This window comes from Halobacteriovorax sp. GFR8, assembly GCF_050955245.1.
Lineage (GTDB): Bacteria > Bdellovibrionota > Bacteriovoracia > Bacteriovoracales > Bacteriovoracaceae > Halobacteriovorax_A.
Genome location: NZ_JBPBLR010000002.1, coordinates 914,372 through 928,972, shown reverse-complemented (window position 1 = coordinate 928,972; position 14,601 = coordinate 914,372). Strand labels below are relative to the sequence as shown.

At 33.9% G+C, this 14,601-nt stretch carries 14 protein-coding genes; 10 read left to right on the top strand and 4 right to left on the bottom strand.

Annotated features, from left to right (window positions below):
- Positions 1-167: 167 nt before the first annotated feature.
- The 3 genes from ACRXC1_RS05045 to ACRXC1_RS05035 are packed head-to-tail and all read left to right on the top strand — an operon-like array spanning position 168 to position 1,976.
- Positions 168-758: a BRCT domain-containing protein gene (locus ACRXC1_RS05045; RefSeq protein ID WP_433657015.1), complete on the top strand. Its 591-nt coding sequence runs from the start codon at positions 168-170 to the stop codon at positions 756-758.
- Positions 748-1,032, top strand: coding sequence for a sunset domain-containing protein (locus tag ACRXC1_RS05040; RefSeq protein WP_433657013.1), 285 nt, complete (start codon positions 748-750; stop codon positions 1,030-1,032). Before ACRXC1_RS05045 ends, ACRXC1_RS05040 begins: the two co-directional genes overlap by 11 nt.
- Positions 1,033-1,046: 14 nt before the next feature.
- Positions 1,047-1,976, top strand: a complete 930-nt coding sequence (locus ACRXC1_RS05035) for a DUF4238 domain-containing protein (protein ID WP_433657011.1) — start codon at positions 1,047-1,049, stop codon at positions 1,974-1,976.
- 794 nt (positions 1,977-2,770) lie between these two features.
- Here ACRXC1_RS05035 and ACRXC1_RS05030 read toward each other — a convergent pair.
- Positions 2,771-3,178, bottom strand: coding sequence for a hypothetical protein (locus tag ACRXC1_RS05030; RefSeq protein WP_433657009.1), 408 nt, complete (start codon positions 3,176-3,178; stop codon positions 2,771-2,773).
- A gap of 217 nt (positions 3,179-3,395) precedes the next feature.
- Here ACRXC1_RS05030 and ACRXC1_RS05025 point away from each other — a divergent pair, with 217 nt between their 5' ends.
- The 4 genes from ACRXC1_RS05025 (at position 3,396) to ACRXC1_RS05010 (ending at position 5,114) form a co-directional block, all read left to right on the top strand.
- Positions 3,396-3,896 (top strand): hypothetical protein, encoded by a 501-nt coding sequence (locus ACRXC1_RS05025; RefSeq protein ID WP_433657007.1) that lies wholly within the window; start codon positions 3,396-3,398, stop codon positions 3,894-3,896.
- Between the two features lie 225 nt (positions 3,897-4,121).
- Positions 4,122-4,436 carry a VF530 family DNA-binding protein gene (locus tag ACRXC1_RS05020; protein ID WP_433657005.1) on the top strand — a complete coding sequence of 105 codons (315 nt, stop codon included), beginning with the start codon at positions 4,122-4,124 and terminating at the stop codon, positions 4,434-4,436.
- Positions 4,436-4,546, top strand: a complete 111-nt coding sequence (locus ACRXC1_RS05015) for a DUF5522 domain-containing protein (protein ID WP_433657003.1) — start codon at positions 4,436-4,438, stop codon at positions 4,544-4,546. Before ACRXC1_RS05020 ends, ACRXC1_RS05015 begins: the two co-directional genes overlap by 1 nt.
- Before the next feature lie 76 nt (positions 4,547-4,622).
- The gene (locus tag ACRXC1_RS05010) at positions 4,623-5,114 is read left to right on the top strand and encodes an RrF2 family transcriptional regulator (RefSeq protein ID WP_433657001.1); all 492 of its coding nucleotides are present in this window, start codon (positions 4,623-4,625) and stop codon (positions 5,112-5,114) included.
- Here ACRXC1_RS05010 and ACRXC1_RS05005 read toward each other — a convergent pair.
- Positions 5,111-5,527 carry a hypothetical protein gene (locus ACRXC1_RS05005; protein WP_433656999.1) on the bottom strand — a complete coding sequence of 139 codons (417 nt, stop codon included), beginning with the start codon at positions 5,525-5,527 and terminating at the stop codon, positions 5,111-5,113. The two genes, ACRXC1_RS05010 and ACRXC1_RS05005, sit on opposite strands and share 4 nt — an antisense overlap.
- 75 nt (positions 5,528-5,602) lie before the next feature.
- On the opposite strand from ACRXC1_RS05005, the gene ACRXC1_RS05000 reads away from it, so the two are divergent.
- Positions 5,603-6,028: a hypothetical protein gene (locus ACRXC1_RS05000; RefSeq protein WP_433656997.1), complete on the top strand. Its 426-nt coding sequence runs from the start codon at positions 5,603-5,605 to the stop codon at positions 6,026-6,028.
- A 493-nt stretch (positions 6,029-6,521) separates the two neighbouring features.
- Complete coding sequence (locus ACRXC1_RS04995; RefSeq protein WP_433656996.1) at positions 6,522-7,565, top strand: PAS domain-containing protein; 1,044 nt, start codon at positions 6,522-6,524, stop codon at positions 7,563-7,565.
- Here ACRXC1_RS04995 and ACRXC1_RS04990 read toward each other — a convergent pair.
- Together ACRXC1_RS04990 and ACRXC1_RS04985 are read right to left on the bottom strand one after the other, a co-directional pair.
- Positions 7,540-12,651 (bottom strand): protein kinase domain-containing protein, encoded by a 5,112-nt coding sequence (locus ACRXC1_RS04990; protein ID WP_433656994.1) that lies wholly within the window; start codon positions 12,649-12,651, stop codon positions 7,540-7,542. The genes ACRXC1_RS04995 and ACRXC1_RS04990 overlap by 26 nt on opposite strands.
- 23 nt (positions 12,652-12,674) lie before the next feature.
- Positions 12,675-13,154, bottom strand: a complete 480-nt coding sequence (locus ACRXC1_RS04985; RefSeq protein ID WP_433656992.1) for a response regulator — start codon at positions 13,152-13,154, stop codon at positions 12,675-12,677.
- Between the two features lie 367 nt (positions 13,155-13,521).
- Between ACRXC1_RS04985 and ACRXC1_RS04980 the strand changes: the two genes are divergently transcribed.
- Positions 13,522-14,592, top strand: coding sequence for a hypothetical protein (locus ACRXC1_RS04980; protein WP_433656990.1), 1,071 nt, complete (start codon positions 13,522-13,524; stop codon positions 14,590-14,592).
- The last annotated feature ends 9 nt before the right edge of the window (positions 14,593-14,601 follow it).

Here is a 14,601-nt window from a genome sequence, read left to right as displayed (position 1 = left end):
CATACTAGAATCACATCTATAACCTAGAAAATGTTCACTAAAGGATACAAGAAACACGTCCGACTAATTAACTCAGGTTAATCTTTTACAAAGTTGGTTTAATGTCTGATGTATTTATTTTTCTATTTATTGGTTTAGTTTTTTATTCATTCTATAAATTTCTTCAAATGGCCAAAGAAGCAAGTGAAGTAACAGTTGAAACAAGGCCAAAAGATAAAGTTATAAATTCAAAGCCTATAACAATAGAGGATCATAAAAAATCTAAAACAAATATTACCAATAGCTCAAAAGTAAAAGAAATTATAAGTTTCATTTATGAAGATGCTTCTGGAAATAAAACCACTAGAGAAATTACTGCATACAATATAGATGACGAATATATAAAAGGATTTTGCCACTTAAGAGGTGAAATAAGAACTTTCAGAAAAGATAGAATTGTATCCTTTATTAATAAGCAAAGTGTTGAAAAACTATCCACAAAAACACCTACTAAAAAACCTAGATCGACAACAGAAACAAAAACAGAAATACTATTTACAGGTTTCTCAGCAGCGAAAAGAGCTGATCTCGAAAAAGTTGCGACGAACAATTCTTTCAAAGTAAGAAAAAGTGTTACAAAGAATCTTGCGATATTGTGCTGTGGACCTAATGCCGGTCCTAAAAAACTAGAAGAATCTAAAGAAAAAGGCGTTGAGATTTTAACGGAAGATGATTTTAATAAATTAATTCAAACAGGAGAACTTCCAGTTGCGTCATAGAATTACCAATAGTCTCACATTAATCTGTATTTCACTTACAATCATAAGTTGCTACTCACACAAGGAAGTGAAGCTTTGCACAGATACTAATTTAGAGCGCTATAACAGTGAATGCTGCCCAGTTGTAGGCAATGATGAATCTGGTATATTTCATACACCAGGAGGACAATTCTACGGAATGATGCTTGTCAAAAACAAAGGACATGATAATAGAGTTTGCTTTAGAACAGAATCAGATGCAGAAAAAGTTGGGTATAGAGCGAGTATGAAATAATTCATGGGACCAAAATGGGACATAAAATAAGAAGACAACACTTTGTCTGGAGACGTTATTTAAGAGAATGGTCAGACAAAGAAGAACAAATATGGTGTCATCGAGATGGTAAAATCTTTAAATCCAATCTAATGGGTATTGCTCAAAAAAGAGACTTCTATAAAGTTCAAGAACTAACTACGGAAGAAGAGCAGTTTTTAATCTATCTAACAAGAACTCCTGATTCGGCTACGCACATCAAAGAAATTCATCAGCAATTTCTTAATCTTTTCAAACGCCCCTTTGACTCTAGACGGTTCCTAGAATCTATAAATGATCAAGAAAAAGTTGAAAAAATTAACATAGGAATTCACAACCTTGAAGAACTCCTTCAAAGAACAATTGAAAATACAGGAGCGACTTTTTTAAATAAGATATTGAATGAAGATACATCTTTTTATTCAAATGGTTTAGAAAGAATGCAATTTTCTATATATATTTCAATGCAATATTTTAGAACTCAAGAAATGAAAAGAAGGATGTTCCTGTTTGCAGAAAACTCGAATGAACTAAATGTAGAGAAATTCGCACCTTATATGAGAGCAATTTTTTCAACAAATATTGCAATTAACATCGCAGAAGACCCTAAAATCTATAAAATAGTATTATTAAGAAACAACACAGAACTTGACTTCATCACTGGCGACCAACCTGTCTTGAACACATGTGCTAGCTACGAAAAAAATACTCCTGTTCATGAACTGGAATTCTACTACCCTATTTCTCCGAAACTGAGTATTCTCTTAACAAATAATGCTGACCAAAAAGATACATCATTAAGCATACATGAAGTTGATCATTACAATAATTTAATAAGAACAGCAGGAAACAATATAATATTCTCATCATCTAAAGAAATTTTAAAAGCTTATTATCCAAACTCAAAAATATTTCTAAGCAAATGATCATTAACTTAGATTACAATTCTCTGATTTTAAATAAGTAAAAGAGATGACTATACAAATAAGCAATACACTACCAGCAAGAATGTTAACAATAACTCCAAATAACTTATAATCTAAATTAACAAGTAAAAGTAATGCACTTGATAAAGCCAAGAATGTGAAAGAACCTTGGCTCTTATGTTTTGAATAGCCAAGCTTTCGAAATGAATACTCAGTATATAGAGATGCAGGAATAGAAGTCATTAAGATACAAACCATTATTAAATTCTTGTGTTCGACTTTATCGGGTAAATTTAAGAATAATAAAAACATTGGATAAAGTGAAAAAATATAAATTAGAAAGAAATAGATCATTTCATATAAATGATTTTTTATCATGTATTTAAAGCTCATTAAGAACTCAACATATGGCGGTTCTGGTACGTGATACTTTTTCGTTAAATGTTAAACATTATCCAAAAAGTCATAATAATAACTACAGATAATACAGCTTTTACAGCTAAAGATATCTTTCGTGCTTTTACGCATCTATAATCATCACATTCCTTTATAAACTCAAACATATTAGATGACTTTGAAACATCATAGTCCTTCTTTAATCTAATAAAGAGCATTGAATATACAAAGACAATACACCAAGTACAAAAAATAAAAATAAATAAATGCTAAATACTATATTCATATATCACCTCTTTACGGTTCTGGTACGTGATACTTTTTCGTTAGAGCCGCATCAATTGACTGGAAAGACAAAGCGAAATTTAAAAACTTACTTTAAAAGGCAAAGTTCTATTTTAGAATCCAGGTGCTTTACCTTCACGACTTTGGCGATCAGTAAACTCTAACATTTCTTTATAAACTTTCTTATTCTTTTCAGACAATGCCTTATTAAGAATTGGCATGAACTGCTTTCCTCTTTTTCTTATAACGTATTCTATGAGATCAGCATTGAAATAGTTTTGATTCACATTAAGTAGCTCATTATAAACACGTGCAACTTCACGGGCCAATTTCTCATTCCAATCTTTCACCAGACTCTCTGATGATTTACTGATGAGAGTAAGGTCTTTGTTACTACCATTACCTTCCATTTTATGAATGGCCTGCAACTCTTTTAGGTATTTATCTTGAAGAGGAGTCGCTAGCGTTTGGACGGTAACAAATGCAATCAGCAAAGATTTTAAGATAACTCTTAATTTCATACATACCCCCCTCTAAACATAAATCACTTATCGCCTATAATTTGAAAAACCTTACCCCTACTGAAGCTTAGACTCCTAGATGATTTTCATTAACCAAGTGTAAAGAAAAACACCTGAAGCACTTATTCAAGTATATTTTAGTTCTATCTTTTGGTCAGGATTAAAGGTTTCTCCACTCCTAGCCGACTATGAAACGATAAAGAACTGAGGAGAATAAGTGTCAACAATAATAAAGTCGAAAGTAATTGGATACGGCTCATCTAAAGTGAAGGGAAAAAGTAGAGAGTACACTTTCCTTGAGTTTGAAGATGGTACAAAGCTTAAGAATGTTATCACGACAACATATATTGCTGACCATATCTGTGTAGGAAATGAAATTGAAATATCTTACATGAAGGTTAAAAAGTATCAATTCATCACATGTGCAAGGTCACACACAGGTGAATTAATGCTCGCCTCAGATGACTCAATGATTCTTACAGCAGTAGCTTTCTTCTATCTTCGCGATAGTGTCTTAATTTCGGGCTTTGTTGGATACTGGCTTGGAAAGCTGTCCTTTGAGCATTACCGAAGCTTTCCATTGGCGGTTACACACTTTGCTTATTTTGCAGCTGCTATTTTTTCGATTTATATCTTTAAATTTTTTAAATTCACAAAAAATTATAAACAAGGGATTACTGCTTTAGAAAAAAGTCCAAAACGAGTACTTGCGGCGTAATTGATATTTGGTTCCAGTTCACTTTTCGTTGACCGTGCGTAAAGAATAAGCAACGTGCTGATCACAATTAATTGATCATCATCTTTCAAAGATGCTATTATAAAGTGAATCGAAGCTTATTTCAGCAAGGGAAAATATAATAGTTCCAGGTGTTTTCCGTTTAGTGTGCATTAAGAAAAATCACCTAGAACCTCATATTAAACAATATATACACAGGTAAAAAATATGAATGATCAAAACAATCGCAAGAAAGACCCTTTAGAGGGCGTGACTTTAAAGATGATGTTAACAGATGTTATCAATCTCTTTGGCTGTAAAGATATCTATGAAATGACTGAGATCAATAGCTTCAATGACGATCCTCCAATGTTTAATAAAATTTTAAAATTTATTAGAAAGAATCCATGGGCCATTCAAAAGATTGAGAAGATGTATCGTGGGAATTTAGAAACTATAGAAAAAATGAAACGCGATGGAACGGTATCGAAGAAAGACCTTGCTCTTGGAAGTGGTACCGGTGGCCGTAAAACAAAATACTAGTGTGCGAACGCAAACAAAAAAGTACCGAAGTACGCCTTAAGCGAATGAGGAAATGTTGTAAGTATGGCTGCCGCCATTGCCCTTGGGGATTCAAGAAAAGAAAAAGTTAGTGGATCAACAGCTCTAAACAATATAGCGATATCATGCTATAATTTTAAAGTTAGTGACTAATACAGGTGAATAATTTTGAAATTGAGAAATCAGATAGAATGGGCAATACATTGCATGGAGTTTTTAGCGAGAGTTCCAGAGGGAGTATTTATCCCAACAAAAGTTCTCGCCAAATTTCATGGAATACCTAAGGAATACCTATCTAAGGCTTTACAACTCTTGGCCTCAAATGGGTTGATTGAAGGGACCTTAGGTCCTAAGGGTGGCTATCAATTAGCAAAAGATCCTTCCCAAATTAGCCTTTTAGAAATTATTGAGGCCATTGAGGGAAAGAAAAGAACATTTAATTGTCAGGAAATCCGGTTTAACAACCCTTGCTTGAAGAAAAAAGACAAAGATAAAAGTGTAAAGTGCACAATTGCAATTGCAATGCTTGAGGCCGATGAAGCTTGGAGAAAAGTTCTTAGAGAAAAGAAATTATCTGACATTGTCTCAGGGATAAACTCCCAAGTTCCAGCAGAAATCTTCAAATTATCAGAACAATGGGTAAATAAAGAGATGTCCTAATCTGCGCCTCTTTTAAATCTCCAAAACATGTATCCATTTAATAAAGCTAAGACAACAGTAAAGATAATAAAGTCGTATGCCTGTTCAAATCCTACTGAAAAAAGCATACTGAAAGTAAAAGTAACTAAGAGTAAAAAGCTTGCCAGAAAAGTCTCTTTTAACCTTACGTTAAAAATGAAAAAAACAGCTAATAAGACTTCAAAAATGGTAACAATATAGCCAAAAAAATATGAAACTTTTTCAGGAAACCACGGGTTTAGACTTGCCGTGTAGCTTAAGAAAGTATCAAAATCACCCCAAACAACTCCCATATTCCCTACTGGGCCTAGTAGGCTTAACCTGTCAGCAATAACCCACAAATATGTGATAGCTAGAAGATATCTCGTAACTAACGTAGCTTTTTTAAAACACATACTTTTCTCCTTGAATTAATTATGGATATAATATATCCTTAATTAAGACTTTGCAATATATTTTAAAGGGCACATATGAGTCAGGAAAAAAGATGGAAAATATTTTTCTTTTTAATATTCCTAGGAAATTTTATTAGTGGAATATGGATGCTTGTAGGCCCTACACATTGGTATGAAAACTTTCCAGGAAGAATTCCTGACTTCGGCCCTTTAAATGAGCATTTTGTTCGTGATCTAGGATGTATTTTTTTAGTATTAAGTATAATTTCATTTAAATCGGTTGTTGATAGTTCATGGAGAAAAAATACACTCTTTATATTACAGCTTTGGTTTACAGCTCATGCCATAGTTCATCTATTCGATACTCTTAGAGGGCTGGTTGCGATGGAGCATTTATACATGGATATACCTTTATGCTACATGCCTCCTGTACTAGTTGGTTACATGCAGTTTTATTATTATAAGGAACAAAATTCAATCAATGGGAGTAAGCTTGCTTAAAGATTTATTTTTTGTGCTGGTTGGAATCTACTTAGGACTCTCCCCTTTTTTAATATATTACTTTACGCATGGACCGGCTTGCCCATGTCATGCACTAGTAAATGAAAGAAAAGTCCCCTAAAAAGCTCTCTAATTTAGATTTAAAAAAAATCAATATTTAGGCTACAAACAACTTCTGTTCCAGACTCCTTAATGTCATCTTGGCCAGATTGAATAAGTTTTAGAATTTTCTCCTTCAGATGTTCCATACTTCTTAATCGTGACTTCTATGTTGCAGTTATGATTGATAACGCTAGAATCAAGCTCTAATAATCGATAGGAGGTAGTCGAGAATCTTTATTTCGGCTGCCTTTATTCCTTCCCTGATTGCATTCTTTTTCAATTGAGTTCAACAAAAGGAACTCTCAAGAAATTAACATAAATTTAATAGACTACATGTGCCACGCTTCCTATAACTGGAACTCTACGACAATTGTATAATTGGTGAGGAAAAGTGAAGCAGAGTTTAGAGTATGTATTCGATCAACTTGAGACTGGTGTGCAGATCATCAATGAGAATATGCAATACATATTTCTTAACAAATCTTTACTTCGTCAACTTGGAAAAACTCTTGAAGATCATGTTGGAAAAAGAATGGAAGATGTTTACCCAGGAATTGAAAAAACTGATGTATATGAGTCTATTAAAAATTGCCTAAAAACAGGAAATTCATATCGTGTAACTAATGAGTTCTTTTTCGAAGACGGAAGAACTACTTATTGGGACCTAGAATTAGCTAAGGTATCTGATAAAGTAGTCATACTTTCACGTGATATTTCATCGACAAAAGAGGGCGAGAGATTATTATTAGAATCTAATCTAAGGCTTGAGGCAGAGATCAAAAAACGAACAAAAGATCTAGAAAAATCTAATAAGCGAATTAGAGAAATTCTTGGTCACGTTAGTCATGATCTGAGGAATACTCTTGGGATTGTTCTTTCTTTAGCTGACTATATGGAAACAAAGGGAAAAATGAGTACTTCTAAAATATCTACGATTAGAAAGATGTCAGAGAAGTCTTTAGAAATTGTTTATTCAATTCTTGAAGGGGCGGCCCTAGGAACGGGAAAAATAACTCTAAATAAAGCGAAGACGAATATTGCGAATATCATTAACTCACGAATTAAGATCCTTATAGAGAGCTCTAGTCTAATAGAGTCGCGCTTTAAATTACTGCTGGATAATTCATTAGAGGCAGAAGTCGACCCACTTAGAATTGAGCAAGTACTTGATAATCTTATCTCTAATGCCTTGAAATACTCACCTGATGATTCAGTAATCTTAATTACTCTTACGAAAGACGGAAATTTCTCTATTAAAAATCGAATAGACACCCATAAAGTTGAGAAGCTCAAGCCAACGAACCTTAAAGAAAGCGCAGGTTTTGGTTTAGAGATCATTAATTCTATTTTAGAACTTCACTCGCTTAAACTTACAATAACGAAAGAAAATAATGAGTACCTTGCTTCTTTTAATTTAAAGGAAGAACTAATCTAAATCGCGCCCCTTGATTCTCTCCATAACTAACTGCCGTTAAAGACCCCTGTAGCTGTTTAGCAATATTTGAGGAGTTATGTAATCCATAGCCTTTTCCAAAACGGTTAGATTGTAAACCTGCTTTAAAAAGAGTTTTATGGGCCTCTTTACTAAAGCCAACACCATTATCAAAAACTTCGATAACAAGTGAATTATCTTTCAAAGATGCATGAATATCAATTTGTGAAGGGTTTTGTGATCGATCACAAGCTGTTTTAGCATTATTAAGTAGGTTCATTAAAATTGTAAGAGTGTTTGCGAAGTCAATCTTAACGAGTTCTTCAACATCGACGTCTATATTTATATAATCGAGCTGATCCATTTCCAACATAGAAAGGGCCTGTTCGATTAATTCTTTTACATTGACTGACTCAATAACGTTCTTAGTTATACCATGCTCTAGATGAGTAACAAGAAGCTCTGAAACCGACTCCCCTTTCTTCTTTAGGGCCCTAACATCATTTCCTAAAACCTCATAGAGCTCTTCAGGAGATAAAGACTTTTTACGAAGTCTTCTATCCATTCGATAAATAACTGTCATTATTGATGTAATAGAGTTTCCAACATTATGTAGAATATTAGACATGATATCGGCCCTACCAGCGTTTCGAGCTGTATCAATCAGCTGCCTCTGTGCAGCTCGTAGCTCGTTACTTATCCCCTCAGCCTTTTCCTTTTCATTCATAAGCTCGATCGTTCTCTTTTGAACTTCATATTCAAGCTCAGAATTAAAGCGAGAGAGTCTCTCATATAATTCTGAATTCTCTAAAGAAATAGCAAGCTGGCCAACAAGCATATCAAGGAGTTCAAAATGGCCTTTTGTAAATGCACCATTAATCTCATTATTTTCGAGGTAAAGAATTCCTTTATCAGTAATAGGAACAACAAGAACAGAAAGATTATCTTTGCTTGAGAAATAATTCGAATTTTCCACTAATTGATTAGCAAAGAGACTATCTCCATAAAGGATAGGAGTTTTTGTTCGCCAAACATAATTAATAAGTGAATGTGGGATTTCCCTATAATCATCTAGAGCGAAAGGAAGTGAAACAATACTCTTTGCTCCATTTTGAGAACTAACGAATAGCTTTTCATCTTTATTTAAAACAATGAAGCCCTTAGCTGCACCAGTATTAATAACCATAATATCGAGCATTGCCTCAAGTAAGTCTTCCTTAATTAGATTCTTAGAAATAACTTGAGATGAGAGTAGGATTGATTTTATATCAAAATTTTCCCAAGATGTTGTAATTGTCGTTGTTTTCTCAATATTTTCATCTTGATCACGAGCTGTTAAAGAAAATTCTGTTTCTAATTGAGAGCTCTTTTCCCAAGCTCCCCAAGCACGGTAGAGTCCTGCTGCTTTTTGAATCTGTAAGCGTGCAAAGTCGTCATTTTTCAGGTTTTTCCATACTCTTGCCATTCTCTCACGTATAATTGATTCGATATTAACGTATTCACTCTCCTGAGCATAAGCAGCTGCTTTGTCATAAAGTTCTAAAGATAAGTACGTATCACCTTTTAGTAATAATCGCTCTGCTTCAACGAGGTAATACATGTGAGCAAAGTTCTCTGGACAATTGTCCATAAATCTCTTCATCTTCTCTTGGTTAGATTCAACTATTGTCATTAACGACTCATCAAAGTTTTTCTTTTTAGCAACTGCAAGAATCGCCAATGATTGAAAACAGAAGTGCGTAACATTAGTAATGACAGAAAATGAATATGGTAAAAGTTCTTGTGATTTAAAAGATGCTTCTAAACTTTCATCAAAGCGCTGTAGAATATAGTCATTTTGAACTTTAAGAGACATATACATACTCAAAGACATTAAGCTTTGATTTTGTTGGCATTCTTCAATATAGCGAACTTCATCTTCTCTCTCAGCATCTTGAAGCTGAGAGATTGCAATACTAAGCCCTCTTAAAGTGTCGATACCAATTTGATTTGGGTGTTCAGTACAGAACTCTATTCCAGTTTGTATATCTTTTTGCAGTTCCTCAAGATTTCGGCCGCGAAAGAATTGATTATAAGGCTTAAATAACTTAATGAATCCGGCCCATAAGTGTTCACCAGCATCATGTCCTGCCTTAAAGCCTTCCTCATTAAAGGCATCCCCTTCTTTAATATGTTGAGTCCAGAATTGAACATGATTTGCCATTGTATGGCACGCTCGACACTTCTGTCCAAGATGTGAAAAGCGTTCAGCTATTTTAATCCCAAGAGCATTGAAGTCGTATCCTAAAGAGAATTCATTAAATGAACATAGAACTATTCCATACGATGCGTAACCTTTTGCAGACTCAGGTACTGGCCCATAGGCAAGAGAAAGCTGTACGATTTTAGCTACGACAATACAATACAGATCAATATTGCTTAAGTAGCAAGGAGAATCGAGATTGATAAGAATTTCAACCGCAACGCGATTTAGCTTATCTTTCATTTCAGGGGCATCATAGAGAGATTCAATTCCAGTAGATGGAATAAGCTTTCTTACAGCTTCAAGTTCCTTCGGAACAATATTGTTCAGATTTTCGCTTGGTAATGTTATACCTAAGCAGCAAAGCGCCAAACGGCCCTCACTAATCGCCTTATCATAAACACCCTGTGCAGTGTATTGGATAATTAAGATATTATGAACTTCGGCTTTTTCAATAGGGTCTTCTAATTGTTCAAGTAACCATCTGGCATGCTCTTCACACTTGATATAGTCTCCAGAGAGATAGTAGAGGCTTGCTCTCTCTTTCTCTATTTTAAAGAAAATATCATGATGAGTTTCATTGGCCATACTTGGAAGAAACCTAGATGCATACCTCAAAAAAACACTTGCTTGATCAAAGGCCGTCGAAGACTTTGCTTTTTGAGATGCTTCAAAATTCATTTCTGCGAGTTCTAGTCTAAATTCACCATCATCAATAATACTTTCACAGTGATTCAAATGACTAACAACAGTGATAGAATCGATATTTCCATCAACAATATGTGATAAAAGTTGTTTTCCAATATTCAGGTGTATATGTGAGCGCTCTTCTTTTGAAACAAGCTCATAAGCTGATTGCTGAATCTTATCATGTGCAAATTTATATTCACTATTATTAAGAGGTCTTATAAGAGGTGCACATCCAATTGAATTCAATTCATCTTTAATCTGTTCTTCACTAAGATCAGTAGCATTTTTTAATAATTGTAAACTAAATCTATTCCCAATACATGCAGATAAATTGAGTAATTTCTGCGACGATTCAGGCAGCTCCTTCATCATCTCTATTAAGTAATCAACAACATTATCGCTAATTTGACTTTTTTGAATTTCTGTTAAGTTCCAGTCCCACTGAAGTTCTTTGTTATTAAAAGTACAAATCTTTTTCTGATAAAGTACTTTAAGAAATTGGTCGACACTAAATGGATTACCAGCAGTTTTTTGAAGTGTTAGTTTAGCTAATTCTGATGAATCTCTTTTAGACGCAAAAGTTCCATCAATCATGTCTTGAATATTATTTTGAGTTAAAGGAGTAAGTTTTATTTCTGATTGATTAATACACGTATTAGAATCAATTAAGGCCGAAAGAGGATGGTTCTTATCAACTTCATTATCTCTGAAAGCACCAATGAAGTAGAGAGGCTTTACTTTTTCGTTCGTTAACAAAAGTTCTAATAGGTGGATACTTCTAGCACTTGCCCACTGAAGATCATCAATGAACATAACAATATGACCGAGCCTTTCACATAGAACTTTAAATAATTCGATAAAGAGTAGCTCAAATCTCGTTTGAGACTCAATAGGTCCTAAGGGTGCCGGCTCCTTTTGCTCACCAATAATCATTTCCAACTCGGGAAGAATATCAGTCATTACTTTTGCATTAATTCCAAATGCATTGAGTAGGCTTTCTCTTAAATAAGAAATTTCTTTATCACTTTTAGTAAGGGCAAGTTTTAAAATATCAGAAACAGCACTTACAAGAGCAATCCCAAGAATATCCCCTTGAAATTGATCAAATTTGCCAGTGACAAAAATTCCATTTTCTTTAGTAATTGGGCCTAGAAGTTCATTTACTAAAACTGTTTTCCCAATTCCAGAAGGGCCAGAAATAAAGCTCGCCTGCTTCTTTTCGTTTGATAAGAAATTATTTACTAAAAGGTTAATTTCCTTTTCGCGCCCATAAAGGGTTTCAGGAATCGAAAACGTGTGCTTTACATCTTTTGTGCCAATTTCGAAGTCTGGCTCAGCTTCACCTGAACTAATCGCATCTAAGCACTTCTCAAGGTCAAATCTAATTCCAGATGCACTTTGGTAGCGAGACTCCGCTTTCTTTTCAAGTAAGTGATCAATAATTTTAGCAATTATCTTTGGATACTTAGCTAAACGACCTTCAACATCTACCTTTGTCGCAATATGGTGATAAACCCAAGTTAGTTTATCCTCTACCATAAAGGGATATTCTCCGGTTAGAAGCTCAAAGAATGTAATCCCTAATGAATAAAAGTCCGAGCGATAATCAATCGATCGATTCATACGTCCAGTTTGTTCAGGAGACATATAAGCAAGGGTTCCTGCGAGTTTATTTACAGGAGAGAAAGAGATAAAGTCACTATCTCTTAATGAACCAAGCTCTAAATCAATAACTTTGATTTCACCATTTCGATCAACAATTAGATTCGATGGGTTAATGTCTTTATGCGTAATTCCTTTCGAGTGAATTTCTTCAATCACAGATGTAATTTTAATTGCTAATTTTAAAAACTCAGTCGTTGATAAACTTGCATTAAGTGCCTTCTTATCTAGTGAGATCGATTCGTCATCATCTAAGACTAAGACCCAGTCACCCTCTGATTGAAAAAGATCGATACAATTGACCATTGAATCACTGTGATATTTAGAAAGGATATTAAATTCATTTTTTATAAAATCGATTTTATTTCGAGATGGCTTTTTATAAACCTTGATGATAACGTTCTGATCACTCTTTCTATCTTTTGCTCGATAGACAGTAGAGTTCTTACTGCGATGAAGTTCATTCGAAATTTGAAAATTTGAAATCTCTTGCATGATTTTACATCTCTATCTAAAGTTTATAATAGATATTTGTCTTCAATATTTTGCTCAATAAGTTCAGGGTAAAGTAGGCCAGAAGTTAGGCTACAGAAATTTTTCATCGTAAATGGCTTAGGTAGATAATAAATTTTTCGTTCTTTTGACGTTATACGTCCAATCATCTCTTCTAATGTATAATCACTATATGCCGAGCATATAACGAAGTTTTGATTTGGGTAATTTTTGACAATACGTGAAATGGCCTCAATTCCGTCAATTCCTGGCGGCATCCTAACATCCATAAAAATCACGTCATATGGCTCTTGTTCACGATAGGCTTTGTCGACCATATCCACGGCCTCTTCACCTTGAAAAGCACTGTCAATTTTAAGTTGGCATGACTGATAAGTACTATTAGTCAGATCTTCTTTCAGATCATCCTCTAGATCGATAAGACACATAGACATAAGCTCGTGTATATCTTCATTATCATCAACTATTAAGATGCGTCTTAACATTTATTCCCCAATAAATCTTACTTGAATACAAAGTGATCCTCATCAGAGCTAAGTATTATTTGTATAAATACCTTATAACGCACACGAGCAAGGCGGTCAATAAAATCTAACGACTTACAATATTCTAAGCACTTAATATCACATGAATTTGAGGTTAATTTTTTATTAATTTTCCATAATACATATTATTAATTCAAGGCCTTATTAATAAGAAGGCTCCTCTTACCAATATATTTTTTCTTTAAGTAGTCAGACATGTACCTAAATAAAGTACTCAAAAGTCATAACTCAATAAAAACAAGTAGTTAAGAACCATGTCACTTATATTAAAAAGTAATTTTTTTTAGTTTCCTACCGAAAAGAAAACATGTTCTATCTTTTTAATCTTCTAATATTTGCCATCTCTATACCAACATTTGCTAGCGATCTGGATACCTATTACGAATTAGAATTGGAAATCAACCGACTTCATTCTCAGTTTAATAAAAACCAGGAAGAGGTAGCTAAGAAAAATAACCTCTACAATCGCATGTTAAAGGCAGAAGAAACAGCAGCACAAATTACAAGGCTACAAAAAGAAAACAAAGAAATTATAAAGAAACTAGGGCCAATGAAAGAAGATTTTCAATCTCTAGAAAACAAGTTGATCGTTAAGTCCATAACAGGTGAACTCAATGAACTTACTGAAGTAAAAGACAAGTATCTATGTCTAAATAACGAGCTACACTACTTTTCAAATGACAGAGAATTTGAGGGCTGGAATTTAAAATATGGTAGTTCAGAAAGAAGAATTTCATACTACGCTAATAAAAGTACATATATTAAAAGCTGTCTAGAGAACCGGTCTACTGAAGCTTTTGTTGAGGTGGATTATAAATCGCAGTCATTATGCAATAAAGAAAGTAATCTGTATAAATATGTAGGAACAAAGACGAAGTATAAGACATATATCAAAGAAGGACTTGTTAATATTGATGTTTCTCTCTACTTAAAATTTGATGGAAATGAGAAAGACAAAGAAGAATCAATGGCACTAGTAAGAAACTCAATGCCATGTGTGAAAGACTTCTATGCAAGGCATGGCCTTAAACTTAACGTTGATCTAAAAGAAGAAACCGGCATCGTTGATCGCTTTAAATGTGACCATACAATAATGATATCTAAGGAGCATAAGAGACCAACTGCTAAAGAATGGGCCACGCATAAATTTGCGAATGTTGCGAATATAAATGATCAAAAAAGATGCAAACTATACATACATGAATTGGCCCATAACTTAGGGCTAGCAGATGCGTACAAAGATCGACTATGTCCTGATCGAAAGATCATTTTAGATGATAAGAATATTATGGGTGATGGCCCAAGTGGCTACTCTCCTTATCAAGCAGAGTTAAATGGTAGTCAAATTAGAACAATTCTATCACCTCTATGTGAATAAAAATTATTA

What these genes read in the sequence shown, in the direction of transcription:
- ACRXC1_RS05035 (WP_433657011.1), top strand. Translation starts at nt 1,047, where the DNA reads ATGGGACATAAAATAAGAAGACAACACTTTGTCTGGAGACGTTATTTA.
- ACRXC1_RS05030 (WP_433657009.1), bottom strand. Translation starts at nt 3,178, where the DNA reads ATGAAATTAAGAGTTATCTTAAAATCTTTGCTGATTGCATTTGTTACC.
- ACRXC1_RS04980 (WP_433656990.1), top strand. Translation starts at nt 13,522, where the DNA reads ATGTTCTATCTTTTTAATCTTCTAATATTTGCCATCTCTATACCAACA.
- ACRXC1_RS05005 (WP_433656999.1), bottom strand. Translation starts at nt 5,527, where the DNA reads ATGTGTTTTAAAAAAGCTACGTTAGTTACGAGATATCTTCTAGCTATC.
- ACRXC1_RS04990 (WP_433656994.1), bottom strand. Translation starts at nt 12,651, where the DNA reads ATGCAAGAGATTTCAAATTTTCAAATTTCGAATGAACTTCATCGCAGT.
- ACRXC1_RS04985 (WP_433656992.1), bottom strand. Translation starts at nt 13,154, where the DNA reads ATGTTAAGACGCATCTTAATAGTTGATGATAATGAAGATATACACGAG.
- ACRXC1_RS05020 (WP_433657005.1), top strand. Translation starts at nt 4,122, where the DNA reads ATGAATGATCAAAACAATCGCAAGAAAGACCCTTTAGAGGGCGTGACT.
- ACRXC1_RS05000 (WP_433656997.1), top strand. Translation starts at nt 5,603, where the DNA reads ATGAGTCAGGAAAAAAGATGGAAAATATTTTTCTTTTTAATATTCCTA.
- ACRXC1_RS05045 (WP_433657015.1), top strand. Translation starts at nt 168, where the DNA reads ATGGCCAAAGAAGCAAGTGAAGTAACAGTTGAAACAAGGCCAAAAGAT.